Annotated in this window: 15 protein-coding genes; 13 read left to right on the top strand and 2 right to left on the bottom strand. The window is 53.1% G+C overall.

The genetic code is table 11. The annotated features are described in order from the left end of the window. Window positions 1–7 precede the first annotated feature (7 nt). The 5 genes from tsaE to EDM60_RS26050 all read left to right on the top strand — a co-directional run bounded on the left by tsaE (window position 8) and on the right by EDM60_RS26050 (window position 5,204). Window positions 8–478 (top strand): tRNA (adenosine(37)-N6)-threonylcarbamoyltransferase complex ATPase subunit type 1 TsaE, encoded by a 471-nt coding sequence (gene tsaE / locus EDM60_RS26070; RefSeq protein ID WP_122966568.1) that lies wholly within the window; start codon window positions 8–10, stop codon window positions 476–478. Then, window positions 459–1,181 carry a tRNA (adenosine(37)-N6)-threonylcarbamoyltransferase complex dimerization subunit type 1 TsaB gene (tsaB, locus tag EDM60_RS26065; RefSeq protein WP_122966567.1) on the top strand — a complete coding sequence of 241 codons (723 nt, stop codon included), beginning with the start codon at window positions 459–461 and terminating at the stop codon, window positions 1,179–1,181. Before tsaE ends, tsaB begins: the two co-directional genes overlap by 20 nt. A 4-nt stretch (window positions 1,182–1,185) precedes the next feature. Further along, window positions 1,186–1,641, top strand: coding sequence for a ribosomal protein S18-alanine N-acetyltransferase (rimI, locus tag EDM60_RS26060; RefSeq protein ID WP_122966566.1), 456 nt, complete (start codon window positions 1,186–1,188; stop codon window positions 1,639–1,641). Next, window positions 1,641–2,729, top strand: coding sequence for a tRNA (adenosine(37)-N6)-threonylcarbamoyltransferase complex transferase subunit TsaD (gene tsaD / locus EDM60_RS26055; RefSeq protein ID WP_122966565.1), 1,089 nt, complete (start codon window positions 1,641–1,643; stop codon window positions 2,727–2,729). The genes rimI and tsaD overlap by 1 nt, the downstream gene beginning before the upstream one ends. 240 nt (window positions 2,730–2,969) lie before the next feature. Further along, complete coding sequence (locus EDM60_RS26050) at window positions 2,970–5,204, top strand: hypothetical protein (RefSeq protein ID WP_122966564.1); 2,235 nt, start codon at window positions 2,970–2,972, stop codon at window positions 5,202–5,204. An 18-nt stretch (window positions 5,205–5,222) separates the two neighbouring features. Here EDM60_RS26050 and EDM60_RS26045 read toward each other — a convergent pair whose 3' ends face one another. Beyond that, window positions 5,223–7,157, bottom strand: a complete 1,935-nt coding sequence (locus EDM60_RS26045; protein WP_122966563.1) for an ABC-F family ATP-binding cassette domain-containing protein — start codon at window positions 7,155–7,157, stop codon at window positions 5,223–5,225. Window positions 7,158–7,262: 105 nt separating this feature from the next. Here EDM60_RS26045 and EDM60_RS26040 point away from each other — a divergent pair, with 105 nt between their 5' ends. The 6 genes from EDM60_RS26040 to EDM60_RS26015 all read left to right on the top strand — a co-directional run bounded on the left by EDM60_RS26040 (window position 7,263) and on the right by EDM60_RS26015 (window position 11,188). Next, on the top strand, window positions 7,263–7,841 hold the full coding sequence (locus EDM60_RS26040; RefSeq protein ID WP_122966562.1) for a 5-formyltetrahydrofolate cyclo-ligase: 579 nt from the start codon (window positions 7,263–7,265) through the stop codon (window positions 7,839–7,841). A gap of 99 nt (window positions 7,842–7,940) precedes the next feature. Next, entirely contained in the window at window positions 7,941–8,456 is a 516-nt protein-coding gene (locus tag EDM60_RS26035; RefSeq protein ID WP_122966561.1) for a MogA/MoaB family molybdenum cofactor biosynthesis protein, read from the top strand. Continuing rightward, entirely contained in the window at window positions 8,450–9,451 is a 1,002-nt protein-coding gene (locus EDM60_RS26030) for a molybdopterin-binding protein (RefSeq protein ID WP_122966560.1), read from the top strand. Before EDM60_RS26035 ends, EDM60_RS26030 begins: the two co-directional genes overlap by 7 nt. 41 nt (window positions 9,452–9,492) lie before the next feature. Further along, on the top strand, window positions 9,493–9,852 hold the full coding sequence (tatA, locus tag EDM60_RS26025; RefSeq protein ID WP_063229477.1) for a twin-arginine translocase TatA/TatE family subunit: 360 nt from the start codon (window positions 9,493–9,495) through the stop codon (window positions 9,850–9,852). Between the two features lie 18 nt (window positions 9,853–9,870). Beyond that, window positions 9,871–10,647 (top strand): twin-arginine translocase subunit TatC, encoded by a 777-nt coding sequence (gene tatC, locus EDM60_RS26020; RefSeq protein ID WP_122966559.1) that lies wholly within the window; start codon window positions 9,871–9,873, stop codon window positions 10,645–10,647. Window positions 10,648–10,777: 130 nt separating this feature from the next. After that, the gene (locus EDM60_RS26015) at window positions 10,778–11,188 is read left to right on the top strand and encodes a hypothetical protein (protein ID WP_122966558.1); all 411 of its coding nucleotides are present in this window, start codon (window positions 10,778–10,780) and stop codon (window positions 11,186–11,188) included. Window positions 11,189–11,195: 7 nt separating this feature from the next. On the opposite strand, the gene EDM60_RS26010 is transcribed toward EDM60_RS26015, so the two are convergent. Next, window positions 11,196–12,539, bottom strand: coding sequence for a CAP domain-containing protein (locus EDM60_RS26010; protein WP_122966557.1), 1,344 nt, complete (start codon window positions 12,537–12,539; stop codon window positions 11,196–11,198). A gap of 263 nt (window positions 12,540–12,802) precedes the next feature. On the opposite strand from EDM60_RS26010, the gene groES reads away from it, so the two are divergent. Both groES and groL read left to right on the top strand, forming a co-directional pair. Continuing rightward, on the top strand, window positions 12,803–13,087 hold the full coding sequence (groES, locus tag EDM60_RS26005) for a co-chaperone GroES (RefSeq protein ID WP_007721023.1): 285 nt from the start codon (window positions 12,803–12,805) through the stop codon (window positions 13,085–13,087). Window positions 13,088–13,142: 55 nt separating this feature from the next. Continuing rightward, entirely contained in the window at window positions 13,143–14,774 is a 1,632-nt protein-coding gene (groL, locus tag EDM60_RS26000) for a chaperonin GroEL (protein ID WP_063229481.1), read from the top strand. Window positions 14,775–15,543: the final 769 nt, after the last annotated feature.

Here is a 15,543-nt window from a genome sequence, read left to right as displayed (position 1 = left end):
GGATAAAATGGGCTATATCTGGAAGCTTGCAGGCGCGCAGGAAACGCAGCGTTTTGCAGAGCAACTGGCACAGTGTCTGGCCCCGAGTGACTTTTTGGCGCTGGAAGGCGATCTGGGGGCCGGAAAGACGACGTTTACCCAAGGGCTTGCACGAGGGCTTGGCGTTCGCCAAGTAGTGAACAGTCCGACGTTTACGATCATAAAAGAATATCAGGGGCGCTTGCCGCTTTATCATATGGACGTCTACCGGGTAGGGGATGATCCTGATTCGCTTGGGCTGGACGATTACTTTTTTGGCGAGGGAGTCTGTGTCGTCGAGTGGGCCTCCTTGCTTGAGGATTACTTGCCGGCGGATCGGCTGACGGTTTTCCTGCGAACATCTGGCGAGGATGAGCGAAGCATCGAGCTGTGTCCCAAGGGAGAGCGTTACGTGAAATTGTGTGAGGAGTTTGATTTTGATGCGCGTACTGGCGATTGATACATCCAATCTGGTGTTAAGTGTAGCGGTGGTGGAGGAAGAACGCGTCCTTGCCGAAATGACGACGAATCAGCAAAAAAACCATTCGATTCGGCTGATGGACTGCGTAAGCGAGTTGCTGGATGCGACCGGAACCTCTCCTGAGCAGCTTGGCGGCTTTGGAGTAGCGAATGGACCAGGCTCCTATACGGGAGTGCGCATTGGAGTGGCTACGGCCAAAAGCATGGCATGGTCGTTGAACGTGCCAGTCATCGGCGTTTCCAGCCTGGAAGTAGTGGCTATGAATGCTTTGGGCTTTCCCGGGTTGATCGTACCGTTGTTCGACGCTCGCCGGGGACAGGTGTACACAGGCTGCTACCGCGCGAACGGTCTGGACGCGGTTGACGTGCAGGGGGATGAAAAAATCATCTTGCTCCAGGACTGGTTGCCCCAGCTCAGGGATATGGCTCAAGGACAGCCGATTCTTTTTCTGGGCGAAGATGTGCGGATTCACCGGGAAGCGATTGCACAAGAACTGGGAGAGCAGGCCCGCTTTGCGTCTCCCGCATCCAATCACCCTCGTGCCGCTCATATCGGATACGTGGCATTGCGCCGACTGCAGCAAGCGGGCAGTGCGCACGAGCTAGTGCCCGAGTATTTGCAACTGGCGGAAGCCGAAGCGAAGTGGCTTGCCCAAAAGCAGGCGGGGGCCGTAAAGGAGTAGAAGGATGAGCCAACCAATCGATTTGGAATATCGTTTCATGACGATGCAGGACGTCGGGGCTGTGGCTGAATTGGAGCGACTGTCGTTTTCCACTCCTTGGCCGCACGACGCATTCGTCAATGAGCTGACGAAGAACCCGAACGCCCGTTATGTCGTCGTTGTCCACCAGAACCGGATCGTCGCTTACTGCGGCATGTGGATCGTGCTTGACGAAGCCCATATTACCAATGTGGCCGTCCATCCATTGTTCCGCGGGAAAAAAATCGGGCTGGGTCTCATGATCAAAATGATGGGAGTCGCGAGGATGTTTGGGGCGAAAAGCATGACGCTGGAAGTCCGTCCATCCAACCTTGTGGCGCGGAACATGTACACCAAGCTCGGTTTTCGCGAGCATGGCGTGCGCAAAAGATACTATTCAGATAACAATGAGGACGCAATCATTATGTGGGTGACTTTGTAATGAACAAGACGACTACATCGCGCTACGAGATGCGCGTACGAGAAGCATATGAGGCGCATAAAAAGTCTGGCGCGCCCGTGTATATTTTAGGAATCGAGACTAGCTGCGACGAGACATCGGCATCTGTCGTGCGCGATGGCCGCGAGGTGCTGTCCAATGTCATCGCTTCACAAGCAGACATCCACAAGCGCTTTGGTGGCGTGGTGCCGGAGGTCGCATCCCGCAGACATGTGGAGAACATTACGCTGACCATTGAGCAAGCTTTGGCTGAGGCAGACAAGAAGCTGGAGGACATTTCCGCCATTGCGGTAACGTATGGGCCCGGTCTTGTAGGCGCCCTGCTGGTCGGGGTAGCGGCGGCAAAAGCTATTTCGCTGGCAAGGGGAATCCCGCTTATCGGTGTCCATCATATCGCAGGACATATTTACGCCAACCGGCTTGTCGAGGAGATGGACTTTCCGTTGATCGCTCTCGTTGTTTCCGGCGGTCATACGGAGCTTGTCTGGATGAAGGGGCACGGACAGTTCGAAATTTTGGGCGAGACGCGAGACGACGCTGCCGGAGAGGCGTATGACAAGGTAGCGCGGGCGCTGAACATGCCGTATCCGGGTGGACCGCACATTGACCGACTCGCGCATGAAGGGGAACCGAACGTCCCGTTGCCGCGTTCCTGGCTGGAACCGGACTCCTACGATTTCAGCTTTAGCGGTCTGAAATCAGCCGTGCTCAACACGTTGCACAACGCAGCGCAACGGGGAGAGACGATTGAACCCGCGAATTTGGCCGCGAGCTTCCAGGACTCGGTGACCGAAGTGCTGGTGGAAAAAACGATTCGCGCCGTCCGCGCTTGCCAGGCGAAGCAAGTGCTTTTGGCAGGCGGCGTAGCTGCGAACCGCGGCCTGCGGGAACGTTTGCAGGCACGTTGCGAGTCTGAGGGAATCCCGCTTGTCATCCCGCCTCTCTCGCTTTGCACGGACAACGCTGCCATGATCGCGGCAGCAGGCTATATCAAGTATGAAAAAGGGCAGTTTGCCGCTCTCGATCTGAACGGCGTCCCTGGTTTGTCGCTGAATGAAAACGAACAGTAAACGATTTAAAACGAAAAGTCCATTCCCGGGAATGGGCTTTTTTTCGTCCCTCGTACTCCCAGAAATCGAGCTTTTTCGACATTATCCACAAGTTCAGGATAACTTTCCGGGTTGTTCTCACAGCCCCCTGTGAATACTGGTGATAACACGAGAAAATGACCGGGAAATTCACGTATAGCCTGTGGATTATTTTGTGGAATATGTGGATAAAAATTTCTGGTTATCAACAGGAGGAACCCGATGAAGTCCAAAATCGTGCTGCTCTTTTTGCTCATCCTGATATTGTTTGCACATACAAATCCCGGAAAAACGCTGGCAGTTCAAGAAAAACCGCAAGTCATCCTGTTGTTTGTGGAAGGGATGTCTTTTGCCGATCTGGAAAAGCTCAAAAGCTTGCCGCTTGTGGATAAGTGGATCAGCCAAGCGGGGGCAGCAGCTCTTTCTTTGCGCACGCCAGGGCCGCGAACGGCTGCGAATGGCTACTTGCTGATGGGGAGCGGAGGACAGGCTCTGTACACAGAGCGAAGCGGCACAGCCTATCACCCCGCGGAAATTTTTTCGCCGCGCGAGACGGCAGGAGAGCGGATGCAGGAGTTGGGAGGCTATCGGGCGCACGACTTGGCGCGCTCAGCGATCCTTTTTCCCGGTATATTCCGTCTGCATGAGGACAACCGCGACAAGCCGTATACTTCCCGCCTTGGACTGTTGGGCACGACACTGGCAGCATACAAGATTCGGATCGCCTCCTACGGCAATGGAGACTTTGAGGAAACCAGGCAAAGGCAGGCTGTGCTTTTCGCTATGGATCAGGAAGGGAGAGTTCCTGCCGGAGACGTATCGGAAGCAAACTCGCTGTCTGTCAGAGGATACCCGTACGGAGTGAAAACGAATACGGCCTACTTGCTCGATCGGATTCGCGCAGACCGTTCATCCGGGTTGATTGCGGTACAGCTTTCTGATTTGTCCCGCCTGTATCAGCTGGGGCCGGACATGGAGCCGGGGCAGTTTGCGAGACAATATCAGCGCGTCCAGAACGATTTGGCGCAGTTTCTCGACCAGTTGCTTTCCTTGCGCAGAGCTAACCAGATGATCATGCTGGTATCGCCCGCCGTCAATTCCGTGGCGGCAAAAGACAAGGCGCTGCTCTCGCCGCTTTTGCTGTGGTCGGATCAGTCTTCCGGGCTGCTGACTTCTGCAACGACGCGCCAGAACGGTCTCGTGAGCGGGCTGGATGTGTTGCCGACAGTGCTGACCTGGCTGGACGTGCCTGTCCCTAAAGGGTTGACGGGTCATTCCATTTACCGGACAGAAGGCGACCTGTCGCAACTGCTCAGCCAAGTGGAACAGATTCATCATACGTACGCGACAAGGCCGTCTGTCCTGTACACTTACGTGATGCTGCAAATTGTGACGGTAGGCTGCGCAGCGCTGCTGTGGATGTGGGGGAGAAGAAGAGAAGGAGTGGGGCTGTCGCGCGTGCGCAGAGGAGTTCGCCTGGCGCTTCTGGCGTTGCTCTGGTTCCCTGCGTTGCTTTTGCTGGAAGCGGCGCTGGATTGGAAGGTGCACGGCTCGCTGATACTGGGAGTATTGATCATGGCTGCTCTGGCGATTGCCTTTTGGCAGGAGAATCAATCGCTCGCAAAAATAACGCTGGGTGTCAGTGCGGTCACGGTGGCAGTTGTATGTCTCGACGGGTGGACGGGAGCAACGTTGATGCGGCAGTCTTTTCTCGGCTATGATCCGGTGATCGGGGCGCGGTTTTACGGATTGGGCAATGAATACGAGGGAGTGATCATCGGAGGAACGGTCATGCTTGTCGCTTCCTTGTACCAGCTGTATCGGGAGCGGACGAGAGTGCTCCCTGTGGCTGGCTTGGCACTGCCCGGCGGTTCCTTGCTCGTCTGTGCGGTTGTGCTCTACTACATGGTCGCGCCGAACCTGGGGACAGATGCGGGCGGCTTTCTGGCAGGCTTGATCGGGCTTTTTGTCGCGTTTGCCCGGCTGCATAACCTGCGAATCGGCAAAAAAGGCCTCCTGCTGTTAACAGGCGGCCTCGTTCTCGGGGTAATCGGGTTGATGGCGACGAGTCTGTTGTCCGACCAGCCGCTCACCCATGTAGGGAGAGTCTCGCAGCAAATACTCGCAGGTGAATGGGGCGAGGTCGGACAGATGATCGAGCGAAAGCTGGCGATGAACGTGCGGCTGATTCGCGTCTCGATCTGGAGCAAAGTCTTTGCCGTCTCGCTCATTGCACTGGGCGTGCTCTCTTTGAAAAATGACCGCTTTCTCCGGCATCTGGCGCAAGACACGCCTTATTTGGTAAAAGGCTTCGCCGGAGTCATCGCCGGATCGCTCGCAGGTCTTGCGTTGAATGACTCCGGGATCGTGACGGCTGCGACCTGCATTTCGTTTCTGATCGTTCCAGCGCTTTACGCGGCTTTGGAGGAGCCTGAGCAAAAGCGCTGCTCCACGTAGACAGAGCGTCTGCCTCGCTTATTCCTCGGACAGCGAGCTCCATTCATCATACAGCTGCTCCAGCTCCTGTTTGGCGGCCTGGATCAGATCGTTGCGCTCTTTGGCCTGCATATGATCGCTGTAGATTTCCGGGAGACACAGTTCTTCCTCCCACTTGACGATATCGGCTTCCCGCTTTTGGATCGTTGCCTCGATCTCTTCCAGACGGCGCTGGCGCTGGCGCTCGCGCCGTTTTGCTTCTTTGTCCAGCTCGTAGGACGATTTTTCCGCCTGGGCGGCTGTAGTCGTTCCCTGCTTTTTCGCTGGCTGCGCGGCTTGCTCGGCGGCCAGCTCCTCCAGTTCCTGCTTCTTTTCCACGTAGTAGTCGTAGTTGCCCAGATAGCTTGTCACGCCATTGCCTGTCAGCTCCAGCACGCGGCTGGCGATTTTGTTCAGGAAGTAGCGGTCATGGGAGACGAACAAAATAGTGCCCGGATAGTCGTAGAGCGCGTTTTCCAGCACTTCTTTGCTGAAAATGTCCAGATGGTTCGTCGGCTCGTCGAAAATGAGGAAGTTGGCTTGCTTCAGCATCAGTTTGGCCAGGGAGACACGCGCGCGCTCGCCGCCTGACAGATCGCTGATTTTCTTTTGGACATCGTCGCCGCTGAACAAGAAATTGCCGAGCAGCGTCCGCACGTCTTTTTCCAGCATGTTCGGATACTCGTCCCAGATTTCCCCCAGCACAGTGTTGCGCTCGTTCAGGTTGCGGTGTTCCTGGTCGTAGTAGCCGATTGTGACGTTGCTTCCGAAGTGTACGTCTCCGGCAAGAGCTTGCAACTGTCCGACAATCGTTTTCAGCAAAGTAGATTTGCCGATCCCGTTTGGCCCGACCAGTGCGACGCGTTCCTCGCGCTCGATTTCAAAAGTCAGGCCGCGGGAGAGAACGGCATCCGGGTAGCCGACAGACAGGTTGCTTGCTTTCATGACGATGGTTCCGCTCATTTTGGCTACTTCAAAGGAAAAATTCACCGACTTGTTGTTCATGATTGGCTTGTCCAGACGGTCCATTTTCTCCAATGTTTTGCGTCTGCTCTGCGCCCGTTTGGTTGTCGTGGCGCGAGCGATGTTGCGGGCGATGAAATCTTCCAGCTTGGCGATTTCCTCCTGCTGCTTCTCGAATCGCTTCAAATCTTGCTCCAGCCGGGCAGCCTTTTCATCGAGGAAGCGGCTGTAGTTGCCGACATAGCGCGTAGCGCGAGTCCGTTCGATTTCGTAGACGACAGTCACCAGCTTGTCGAGGAAGTAGCGGTCATGGGATACGACCAGGATCGCTCCCTGATAGTTTTGCAAATACGTTTCCAGCCAGGTGAGCGTCTCGATATCGAGGTAGTTGGTCGGCTCGTCCAATAGCAAAATCGTCGGAGATTGCAGCAGCAGCTTGGCAAGCGCCAGCCGCGTTTTCTGCCCGCCGCTCAATGTCTTGATCGGAGTCTGGTAGTCCATGTCCGCGAAGCGCAAGCCGTGCAGGACGCCGCGAATGGCCCCTTCGTAGCTGTAACCGCCTTTTTCCTTGAAAGCTTCTGAGCGCAGCGAGTAGTTCTCCAAAATTTGCTGGTATCGTTTTTCATCTGCCAGCACGGCCGGGTCGCCCATTTTGGCTTCCAGCTCGCGCAATTCCTTTTCCTCCGCCCGCAAGTGGTCGAACACGCTCAGCAGCTCATCCCAAATACATCGCTCCGATTCGAGGCCGCCGTTTTGGGCCAGGTAACCGACCGTTACGTCTTTCGGGATGCGAACCAGCCCGCTGTCATAGCTCAACTCGCCCGCAAGTATTTTCATCAGGGTAGATTTGCCCGCGCCGTTTACGCCGACCAGTCCGACCCGTTCTCCTGTTTGTATTTGCAGAGAGATGTCCTGTAGAATGGTTTCGATGCCATACGTTTTTTCTATATGTTCAGCCTGTAGCAAAATCATCTGATTCACCTCTTTATATAGTAATGCAAGTGTAGCCTAGAGAGAGCGCACGGGACAAGCCTTCAGGACGCGGTCCTTGTGCGAAAGGAGAGGGGACAAGCCGCCATGGACCAAAAAACGAATAAAAAGCAGCTGCGAAGCCATATTTTGGAGAGGCGAAAAGCGCTTCCGGCAAGTGAGCGAGAGCAGTATTCTGCGCACATATGCCGTCACCTTCTGGAGAATGAGCGGATTGCCAGTGCCAGGGCGATTTTTGCCTTCCATCCGTTTGGCGACGAAGTAGACATCTTGCCTTTCATTCGGGAAGCGATGAACAGAGGCCAGGAAGTTTGGCTGCCGCTTGCTTTGGTCGAGCAGCGCCGATTAATCCCTTACCGATTTACCGGAGAACATATGCTGAAGCAGGGCGTGTACGGAATTATGGAGCCGGACCCGGAAAAAGCAGAGGAAGCGGATGTGTCTCTGTTGGAGGCCGTAGTTGTGCCAGGTGTCGCTTTTGACAGGCATGGCGGCAGAATGGGCTACGGCGGCGGGTTTTACGATCGCTTTTTGGCTGGACTGGACAGACTGCCGTTTTTAGTAGGGGTTGGCTTCTCCATGCAGGTCGTGGAGCATGTCCCGCTGGAGCCTCACGACATCCGGCTTGACGGGATTGTAACGGAAAAAGGCTATTTTCAATCGTGAAGGTTTTGTGTCAGGCGCTTCCTTTTTCGCGCTATTCTCTCTACACTATGGACAAAAAAGTGTACAATATGAACGAATGAGAAAACGGAGGAATGAACTGTGGGTAAATGGAAGGTAGGCGTTATCTCGGCGAGTGATTCGATTGCCAGAGGAGATCGGGCAGATGATCGGATTCCCATCATCCGCAATCTGACAAGGGATTGGCTGGACGTAGATGTTGCTGTCTACCGTGCCGTTACTGATGATATGGAAGACTTGCAGGAGCATATGATTGAGCTGGTGGATCGTGAAAAATGCGACCTGCTGATCGTCACTGGCGGGACAGGGCTCAGCCCGCGCGATGTTACGCCGGAAGTGACAGAATGGGTCATCGACCGGCCTGTACCGGGGCTGGCGGAAGAAATGCGCCGTGCCGGCTTGCAGCAATCCCGCCGTGCGATGCTGACGCGCGCTGTTGCGGGTACGCGCGGCAACTCGCTCATCATTAACCTCCCTGGAAACCCTAAAGGGGTCGAAATCTGTTTTAATGCGATCGGCGACATGCTCGCGGACGCTTTGCACATTTTGCAAGGAACAGGGGAAGCCAACGAAGATTGGGGAGGATTGGGTTGGTAGAAAAACCGAAAATGCGGGAAGTTCCAGTGCGGGAAGCCATCGGCATGATGCTGCCGCACGACATGACGCAAATTTTGCCTGGCGAGTTTAAAGGCCGCCTGTTTAAAAAAGGACATGTCGTGACCGAAGCGGATATTGAGCCGCTTTTGTCCATCGGCAAGGAGCACATTTACGTGCTGGAAATGCCTGAGGGCTTCATTCATGAAGAAGAGGCAGGCATTCGGATTGCCAAGGCCGTATCCGGGCAAGGCTTGACGCTGACGCCTCCGTACGAGGGCAAAGTATCGATGAAAGCATCGCGGACTGGCCTTGCCAAGATCAACGAAGAAGCGGTGCATGCCTTGAACACGCTGGAGGGAATTGCCTTTTCCACCATGTACGGTGATCAAATCGTGCATCCGGGGCATACTTTGGCTGCCACGAGAATTATTCCCCTGATCATCGAGGAGACGCGCATCATTGAACTGGAACAGTTGGTCAAGCAGTTTGACGGCCCGATTATTCAGGTGAAGTCGTTTGAGGAGAAGCGAGTCGGTCTCGTTACGACCGGAGGGGAAGTATTCTCCGGCAGAATTGCGGACAAGTTCGGCCCGGTGATTCGGAACAAAGTGGAAGCGCTCGGCTCTACTGTTGTGGACCAACGTTTTGCTCCTGACGACAAGGAAGCGATTGAACAGCAAATTCACTCGTTCCTCGACGAAGGCGTCGATCTGGTGCTCGTCACGGGCGGTATGTCCGTCGATCCGGATGACAGGACGCCGGGAGCGATCGCAGGTGTAGGAGCGGAAGTGGTTCGATACGGAACGCCGATGCTGCCTGGCTCCATGCTGATGGTTGCCTATAAAGGGGAAGTTCCAATTCTCGGCCTTCCTGGAGCTGTGATGCATGAGCCGTTCACTTCATTTGATGTGTTTTTGCCGCGGATTCTTGCAGGAGAACGAATTGTTGCTTCTGACATGACGAGACTCGGTTATGGCGGTTTACGGAAGTGTTAGCTGGTTAGACTGGCAAATAACAGGAAAAAGGAGTGAAGAAAATGAGTTCGATTGGGATTCCTGGATTGATTCTGATTCTCGTGTTGGCGTTGGTGCTGTTCGGCCCGAAAAAACTCCCGGAGCTTGGACGCGCCGTGGGACACACGCTGAAAGAGTTTAAAAACGCTACGCGCAGTTTGACTAGCGATGACGATGAGGACGACGAAGCGAAGAAAAAGGAGCTGGCTGCCAAAGAAGCTCCGGCGAAAGCGGCAGTCGTGACCGAGAAGGACGCTTTTGATCGTGAAAAAATCGAGCGTGAAGTTCGCGAACGTCTGGAGCGCGAGCGCTTGGAAAAGGAAATTCGTGAAAAGCTGGAATTGGAACGCCTTCAGATGGAGAAAGAGCAGCAGAAGGCATAATCAGGTAAGGTGGTTGCCATGAGAGATCGTGAAATGACAGTGGTTGAACACCTGACGGAGTTGCGCAGGCGCATCATATGGGTGCTGGCGGTGTTTGTCGTCGCGCTGATAGCCGGTTTTTACTTTGCCGGTCCGTTGATTGAATACTTGAAGCAAGAGCCGATTGCCGATGGAGTGCCGATTATTTCCCTGCATCCATCCGATGCTCTTCGCGTGTACATGCAGTTTGCCTTTTTGATTGGTGCGGTGGCGGCGCTGCCTGTCGCCTTGTTCCATCTTTGGCGCTTCGTTTCGCCAGGTTTGGAGGAACGTGAGCGACGCGGTTCGCTTTACTTTATTCCGGCGGCCTGTTTGCTTTTTATCGTAGGCATTTTGTTTGGTTATTACGTCGTATTTCCGATGATCATGCAGTTCATGACCGGCATGACTGCGACGATCGGGGCTGACCCCAATTACGGAATCGCCGAGTATTTTGGCTTCCTGTTCAACATGGTCATCCCGTTCGGCATTTTGTTCCAACTGCCGATCATCGTGATGTTCCTCACCCGTCTGCGCATCCTCAACCCGATGAGGTTGGCAAAAGTAAGACGGTTGGCCTATTTCGGACTGGCTGTAGTCGGGATTACGCTGACGCCACCTGAGATTGTCAGCGACATCATGGTGACGATTCCGCTTTTGCTGCTGTACGAGATGAGCATTTGGCTGTCGCGCATCGTGTACCGCAAGCAGCTGCGCGAAGAAGCCGAGTGGGAAAAAGAATACGGCAGCTACGAAACGGACGAGCTGGTACGATAACTTATACGAAAGAAGACCCGTGCTATGGAATGGATAGCAGCGGGTCTTTTTTTATTGCCAAGCGGTTGGCATGACTTTGCAAACAGGTGGGAGATACTAGAAAAGTTAATAAGGGAGGTGCTTGCAAACCATGTGGCTGATTTTATGTTTGACTCTGTTCTTTTCGTCCGGTTCCGCAGTTGGTGCAGAGCAGGTAGAGTTGTTCGATTCCGACAAGCAGCAGGTTGTCGCCACGTTTGCCAATTCAGACGTGTTTCAAAAAGAAGCGGAGCAGCTGCTTGCGACAGTGAGTGGGCGAGTGCAGGAACTGAACCCGTCTTTGGACCATGTGATGATTGTGAAAATACCGTTGGCTCCTCCCAAGCGGTTGAAGCTTGCCTCGGCTAGTTTGGATACCGACATTGCCGAGATGTTCGTCATCATGCCCAAAAAAGGCGGAAGACGTCCCTGGCTGATTTTGCACACGAAAGAGTACGAGACGGTCGTGGTCGAGTTTACAGGCGCGGTGGATCAGTTGCGGGCGAACGTTCAATTGCGCTGAGGAAGGATCACTTGTTGGGAGTAAGGAACGCTTGGGTGAAATAATCAGTGATGACCCCGACACCTAGCTGGGTGAAGTCCTTTTCCAGGATGTTTTTCCTGTGCCCGGGACTGTTCATCCAGCTTTCGTGCGCTTCAATGGCGTCGGGGTAACCTGCCGCAATATTTTCCCCCGCCATGCTGTAGGTGATATTCGCTTGCTTCAGACGGTCAAAAGGACTGCTTCCGGTCGTCGGGGAGATGTGGTCGAAGTAATCGTTTGTTTCCATATCAAGGCTGTGCCCTCTGGCAACCTGGGCAGCTTCCTCGTTCCATTGCAGGGGAGGCAGCTTGTAGCGGTAGCGGGTGACGTTGACGAGATCGATGGTCTGCCGTTCGTTGGCGAGGTTGACTTGTTCCCGTTGGCCTACATTCAGGGCTGGAGGATCGAAGTCAGGCGCTTGCCCTTGGTAGGACCATTTCGTCTCGTAAAATCCGCCGCGCAAAAGCATTTGCGTGTCGATCATGCGCAACCCGGTCACTTTGTTGCCATTTTGCTTGTCCAAATAAAAAATGTGCGGGACTCCGTCTTTCATGACGAGCGGGCGCTGCTGCTTTTGGTTGGTGATCTGGATGTTCGCTCCCATATAGGAAAAGGTGATTGTATTTTGCAGAGGGTACTGGCGCTCCAATGCTTGCAGGCTGCTGCCCACGCCGATGTTGCCAAGTGCTGCATCCGGGGCGAGAGAGTAGAGATCGACGACTTTGCCGCTTGCGATGCCCACCTGCACGAACTTGGCCGGATCGCGATTGTACACCCACCATTCATAGCCGAGACTGCTCGGGTCTTTGCGAGCCGGTTCGCCCAACAGCTTTTTGACCTCATCGGAGGACATGCCGATTGTCATGCCAAAAAGCGTAGCAGATGATTTCATTGAAGCATCTCCCGAATCGGCCGTTTTTGCCGGAGCGTTTTGAGCTGGTGCGGTAGCGGGTATGGCGTCCTCCGCTTTGGGAGACGATGGAGCAGGGGAGCCGCTGACTTCTGACGACAGCTCGGTCGGGACTGTCGGAGGCTGACCAACCCAGGCAAAATGCGAGGATTCGTCCCAGCCGACAGGTTTGTTGAGATGCCGCCCGATCATGGAAAGAGGGACGTAAAGCGTTCCGCGATATTCCAGGGAAGCGGGCAACTCCTGGCCTCTCTCTACATAATACCCTTGCGCATTGCCTGTGGCGATTTTGCGTCCGTCCCAGTAGATGTCGGCAGGGTAGATATTTACCCGTATAAAGGAAGTGGTGTCCGATGAGAACAAACGGCTGATCCCCAGCACACCGAGGGCAATCAAGCCGATCCAGAGCCATTTTTGCATGGAACATTTCCCTCCTTGGCAGGCTTGTCTGATCGTATGTTTGATTTATATGAGACAGACTGATTGCTAGAACCGTCTGCTAGAAAAAGTCATCTAGTAGAAGAACGGCAAATCGAGACGAGCGGTTGGGAAAAAATGAGGGAAACTACTTGCAAAGTACATAGCGATTCATTATTATAGGAATTGGGTGTTAGCACTCAACTGTTATGAGTGCTAACAACAGAAACTTTGTTTACCTACATTTTTTGAGGAGGGTGTTTTTAGTGCTTAAGCCATTGGGTGACCGTGTGGTAATCGAAGCTATCTCCAAAGACGAAACGACTGCAAGCGGTATCGTTTTGCCTGATTCTGCAAAGGAAAAACCGCAAGAAGGCCGAGTAATCGCAGTTGGTTCTGGCCGTGTTGCTGACAACGGCGAGCGCATCGCTCTGGAAGTAAAAGAAGGCGATAAAGTAATCTTCTCCAAATACGCTGGTACTGAAGTTAAGGTAGACAATAAAGAATACCTCGTGCTGCGCGAATCCGATATCCTCGCGATCATCGGTTAAGGCTCTTGACATAGGAAGTCGAACGACAAAACACATATCAGGAGGTAGAGATTAGATGGCAAAACAAGTCAAATTCTCTGAAGACGCTCGCCGCTCCATGCTCCGCGGTGTGGAAACTTTGGCAAATGCGGTTAAAGTAACCCTCGGTCCAAAAGGCCGTAACGTGGTTCTGGAGAAAAAATTCGGTTCTCCACTCATTACAAACGACGGCGTAACCATCGCGAAAGAAATCGAGCTGGAAGACGCTTACGAAAACATGGGTGCGCAACTGGTTAAAGAAGTTGCTACCAAAACAAACGACATCGCGGGTGACGGTACAACCACTGCAACTGTTCTGGCTGCAGCTATGATCCGTGAAGGTTTGAAAAACGTAACAGCTGGCGCTAACCCGATGGTAATCCGTCGCGGTATGGAAAAAGCTGTTCGCGCTGCTGTGGAAGAAATCAAATCCATCGCGAAACCAGTTGAAAACAAATCTTCTATCGCACAAGTAGCTGCGATTTCCGCTGACGATCAAGAAGTTGGTAACCTGATCGCTGAAGCTATGGAAAAAGTGGGTAAAGACGGCGTAATCACCGTTGAAGAATCCAAAGGTTTCGTAACGGAACTGGAAGTAGTAGAAGGTATGCAATTTGACCGCGGCTACGCTTCCCCTTACATGATCACTGACACTGACAAGATGGAAGCGGTTCTGAACAACCCTTACATCCTGATCACTGACAAAAAAATCTCCAACATCCAGGAAGTTCTGCCTGTACTGGAGCAAGTAGTACAAAGCGGCAAACCACTCCTGATCATCGCTGAAGATGTGGAAGGCGAAGCGCTGGCTACTCTCGTAGTGAACAAACTGCGTGGTACCTTCACAGCTGTAGCGGTAAAAGCTCCTGGCTTCGGCGATCGCCGCAAAGCTATGCTGCAAGACATCGCTGCTTTGACTGGTGGCGAAGTGATTACAGAAGAGCTCGGTCTGGATCTGAAATCCACCAAGCTGGAGCAACTGGGCCGCGCTGGCAAAATCGTGGTTACCAAAGAAAACACAACTGTTGTTGAAGGTGCTGGCGACAAGGCAGCTATCGAAAGCCGCGTAGCGCAAATCCGTCAACAAATCGAAGATACTACTTCCGATTTCGATCGCGAAAAACTGCAAGAGCGTCTGGCTAAACTGGCTGGCGGCGTAGCAGTTATCAAAGTCGGTGCAGCTACTGAAACCGAATTGAAAGAGAAAAAACTCCGCATCGAGGACGCTCTGAACTCTACTCGCGCAGCAGTAGAAGAAGGTATCGTACCTGGCGGTGGTACTACTCTGATCAACGCAATCAAAGCGGTTGAAGCGATCAAAGTAGACGGCGAAGAGGCTGTAGGTGTACAAATCGTACTCCGTTCCCTGGAAGAGCCAGTTCGTCAAATCGCTGCGAACGCAGGGCTGGAAGGTTCTGTAATCGTAGAGCGTCTGAAAAAAGAAGCAGTTGGCATTGGTTTCAACGCAGCGAGCGAAGAGTATGTGAACATGCTCGAAGCTGGTATCGTTGACGCAGCGAAAGTAACTCGCTCCGCACTGTCCAACGCTGCATCTGTAGCGGCTATGTTCCTGACTACAGAAGCAGTAATTGCTGACAAACCAGAAGAAAACAAAGCTCCTATGGGCATGCCAGATATGGGTGGCATGGGCGGTATGGGCATGATGTAAGAAAGCGGCTCGCCGTTTTCTGCAAGAAGAGGCAGACATATGTCTGTCTCTTTTTTTATTGGAAAGGCTCTCTTTGCTCGTGTCGGCAACTGTTGTTCCGCTTCTTGCCGGAGTGTTGCGATATAACTGTTTGCGCTGAAAGCATACATTTGCGGTGATGCTTCATCTGTCTGTTGCTGCTCGCTCGGTGCTGTGGCGAGCTTGAATAGCGAGTCGCCTGTAAAAAGGCATTATGTATTGCACCCCGGTTCATCTGCTGAAGCAAGGAGAGCTTGTGAAGCTTTTGAGGGGGAGAAGCCAGAGTATGACTTCTATGCGTTTTAAGGCCCTTGTGATGGCTGCTAGGGGGTTACGGAAGAATATCACTCATAGCTGTACGGGCACTTAGTAGCCCAATTAGAAGACATTTCAGCTGTTGTCTGGTCGAGTGCAGGTGCGGGAGCAATCTTCTATAGATCAGCCATTGCAAATGCAAGAACGATTGGAACCGTTTCTATCTTCTGCTGTAGCCGTTTTGCGGAGAAGCTGCGCATGGTTTTCCGCAGTGGATTTATGGGTTAAAATTCCAGTGATTTTATACTTGCGTTTTGATCGTGAACTTGATAAGATAACTCTTGTCGCTTTTGAAAGGGTTTTTAAACAGAGTGAAAAAAACATGAACTTCTAAAAATAACCCTTGATTTTAAAAAGAAGACATGATATAGTTTAAAAGGTCGGCGCCACGAGGTGCTGATGACAAAAAGAAGAACAAAATGCTCTTTGAAAACTG

It is taken from the genome of Brevibacillus parabrevis, assembly GCF_003710905.1.
Classification (GTDB): Bacteria; Bacillota; Bacilli; order Brevibacillales; family Brevibacillaceae; genus Brevibacillus; species Brevibacillus parabrevis.
The sequence above is the reverse complement of the archived record's forward strand: the minus strand, read 5'-3'. Positions and strand labels throughout refer to the sequence as shown.

What these genes read in the sequence shown, in the direction of transcription:
- tsaE (WP_122966568.1), top strand. Translation starts at nt 8, where the DNA reads ATGGGCTATATCTGGAAGCTTGCAGGCGCGCAGGAAACGCAGCGTTTT.
- tsaB (WP_122966567.1), top strand. Translation starts at nt 459, where the DNA reads ATGCGCGTACTGGCGATTGATACATCCAATCTGGTGTTAAGTGTAGCG.
- rimI (WP_122966566.1), top strand. Translation starts at nt 1,186, where the DNA reads ATGAGCCAACCAATCGATTTGGAATATCGTTTCATGACGATGCAGGAC.
- tsaD (WP_122966565.1), top strand. Translation starts at nt 1,641, where the DNA reads ATGAACAAGACGACTACATCGCGCTACGAGATGCGCGTACGAGAAGCA.
- EDM60_RS26050 (WP_122966564.1), top strand. Translation starts at nt 2,970, where the DNA reads ATGAAGTCCAAAATCGTGCTGCTCTTTTTGCTCATCCTGATATTGTTT.
- EDM60_RS26045 (WP_122966563.1), bottom strand. Translation starts at nt 7,157, where the DNA reads ATGATTTTGCTACAGGCTGAACATATAGAAAAAACGTATGGCATCGAA.
- EDM60_RS26040 (WP_122966562.1), top strand. Translation starts at nt 7,263, where the DNA reads ATGGACCAAAAAACGAATAAAAAGCAGCTGCGAAGCCATATTTTGGAG.
- tatA (WP_063229477.1), top strand. Translation starts at nt 9,493, where the DNA reads ATGAGTTCGATTGGGATTCCTGGATTGATTCTGATTCTCGTGTTGGCG.
- tatC (WP_122966559.1), top strand. Translation starts at nt 9,871, where the DNA reads ATGAGAGATCGTGAAATGACAGTGGTTGAACACCTGACGGAGTTGCGC.
- EDM60_RS26015 (WP_122966558.1), top strand. Translation starts at nt 10,778, where the DNA reads ATGTGGCTGATTTTATGTTTGACTCTGTTCTTTTCGTCCGGTTCCGCA.
- EDM60_RS26010 (WP_122966557.1), bottom strand. Translation starts at nt 12,539, where the DNA reads ATGCAAAAATGGCTCTGGATCGGCTTGATTGCCCTCGGTGTGCTGGGG.
- groL (WP_063229481.1), top strand. Translation starts at nt 13,143, where the DNA reads ATGGCAAAACAAGTCAAATTCTCTGAAGACGCTCGCCGCTCCATGCTC.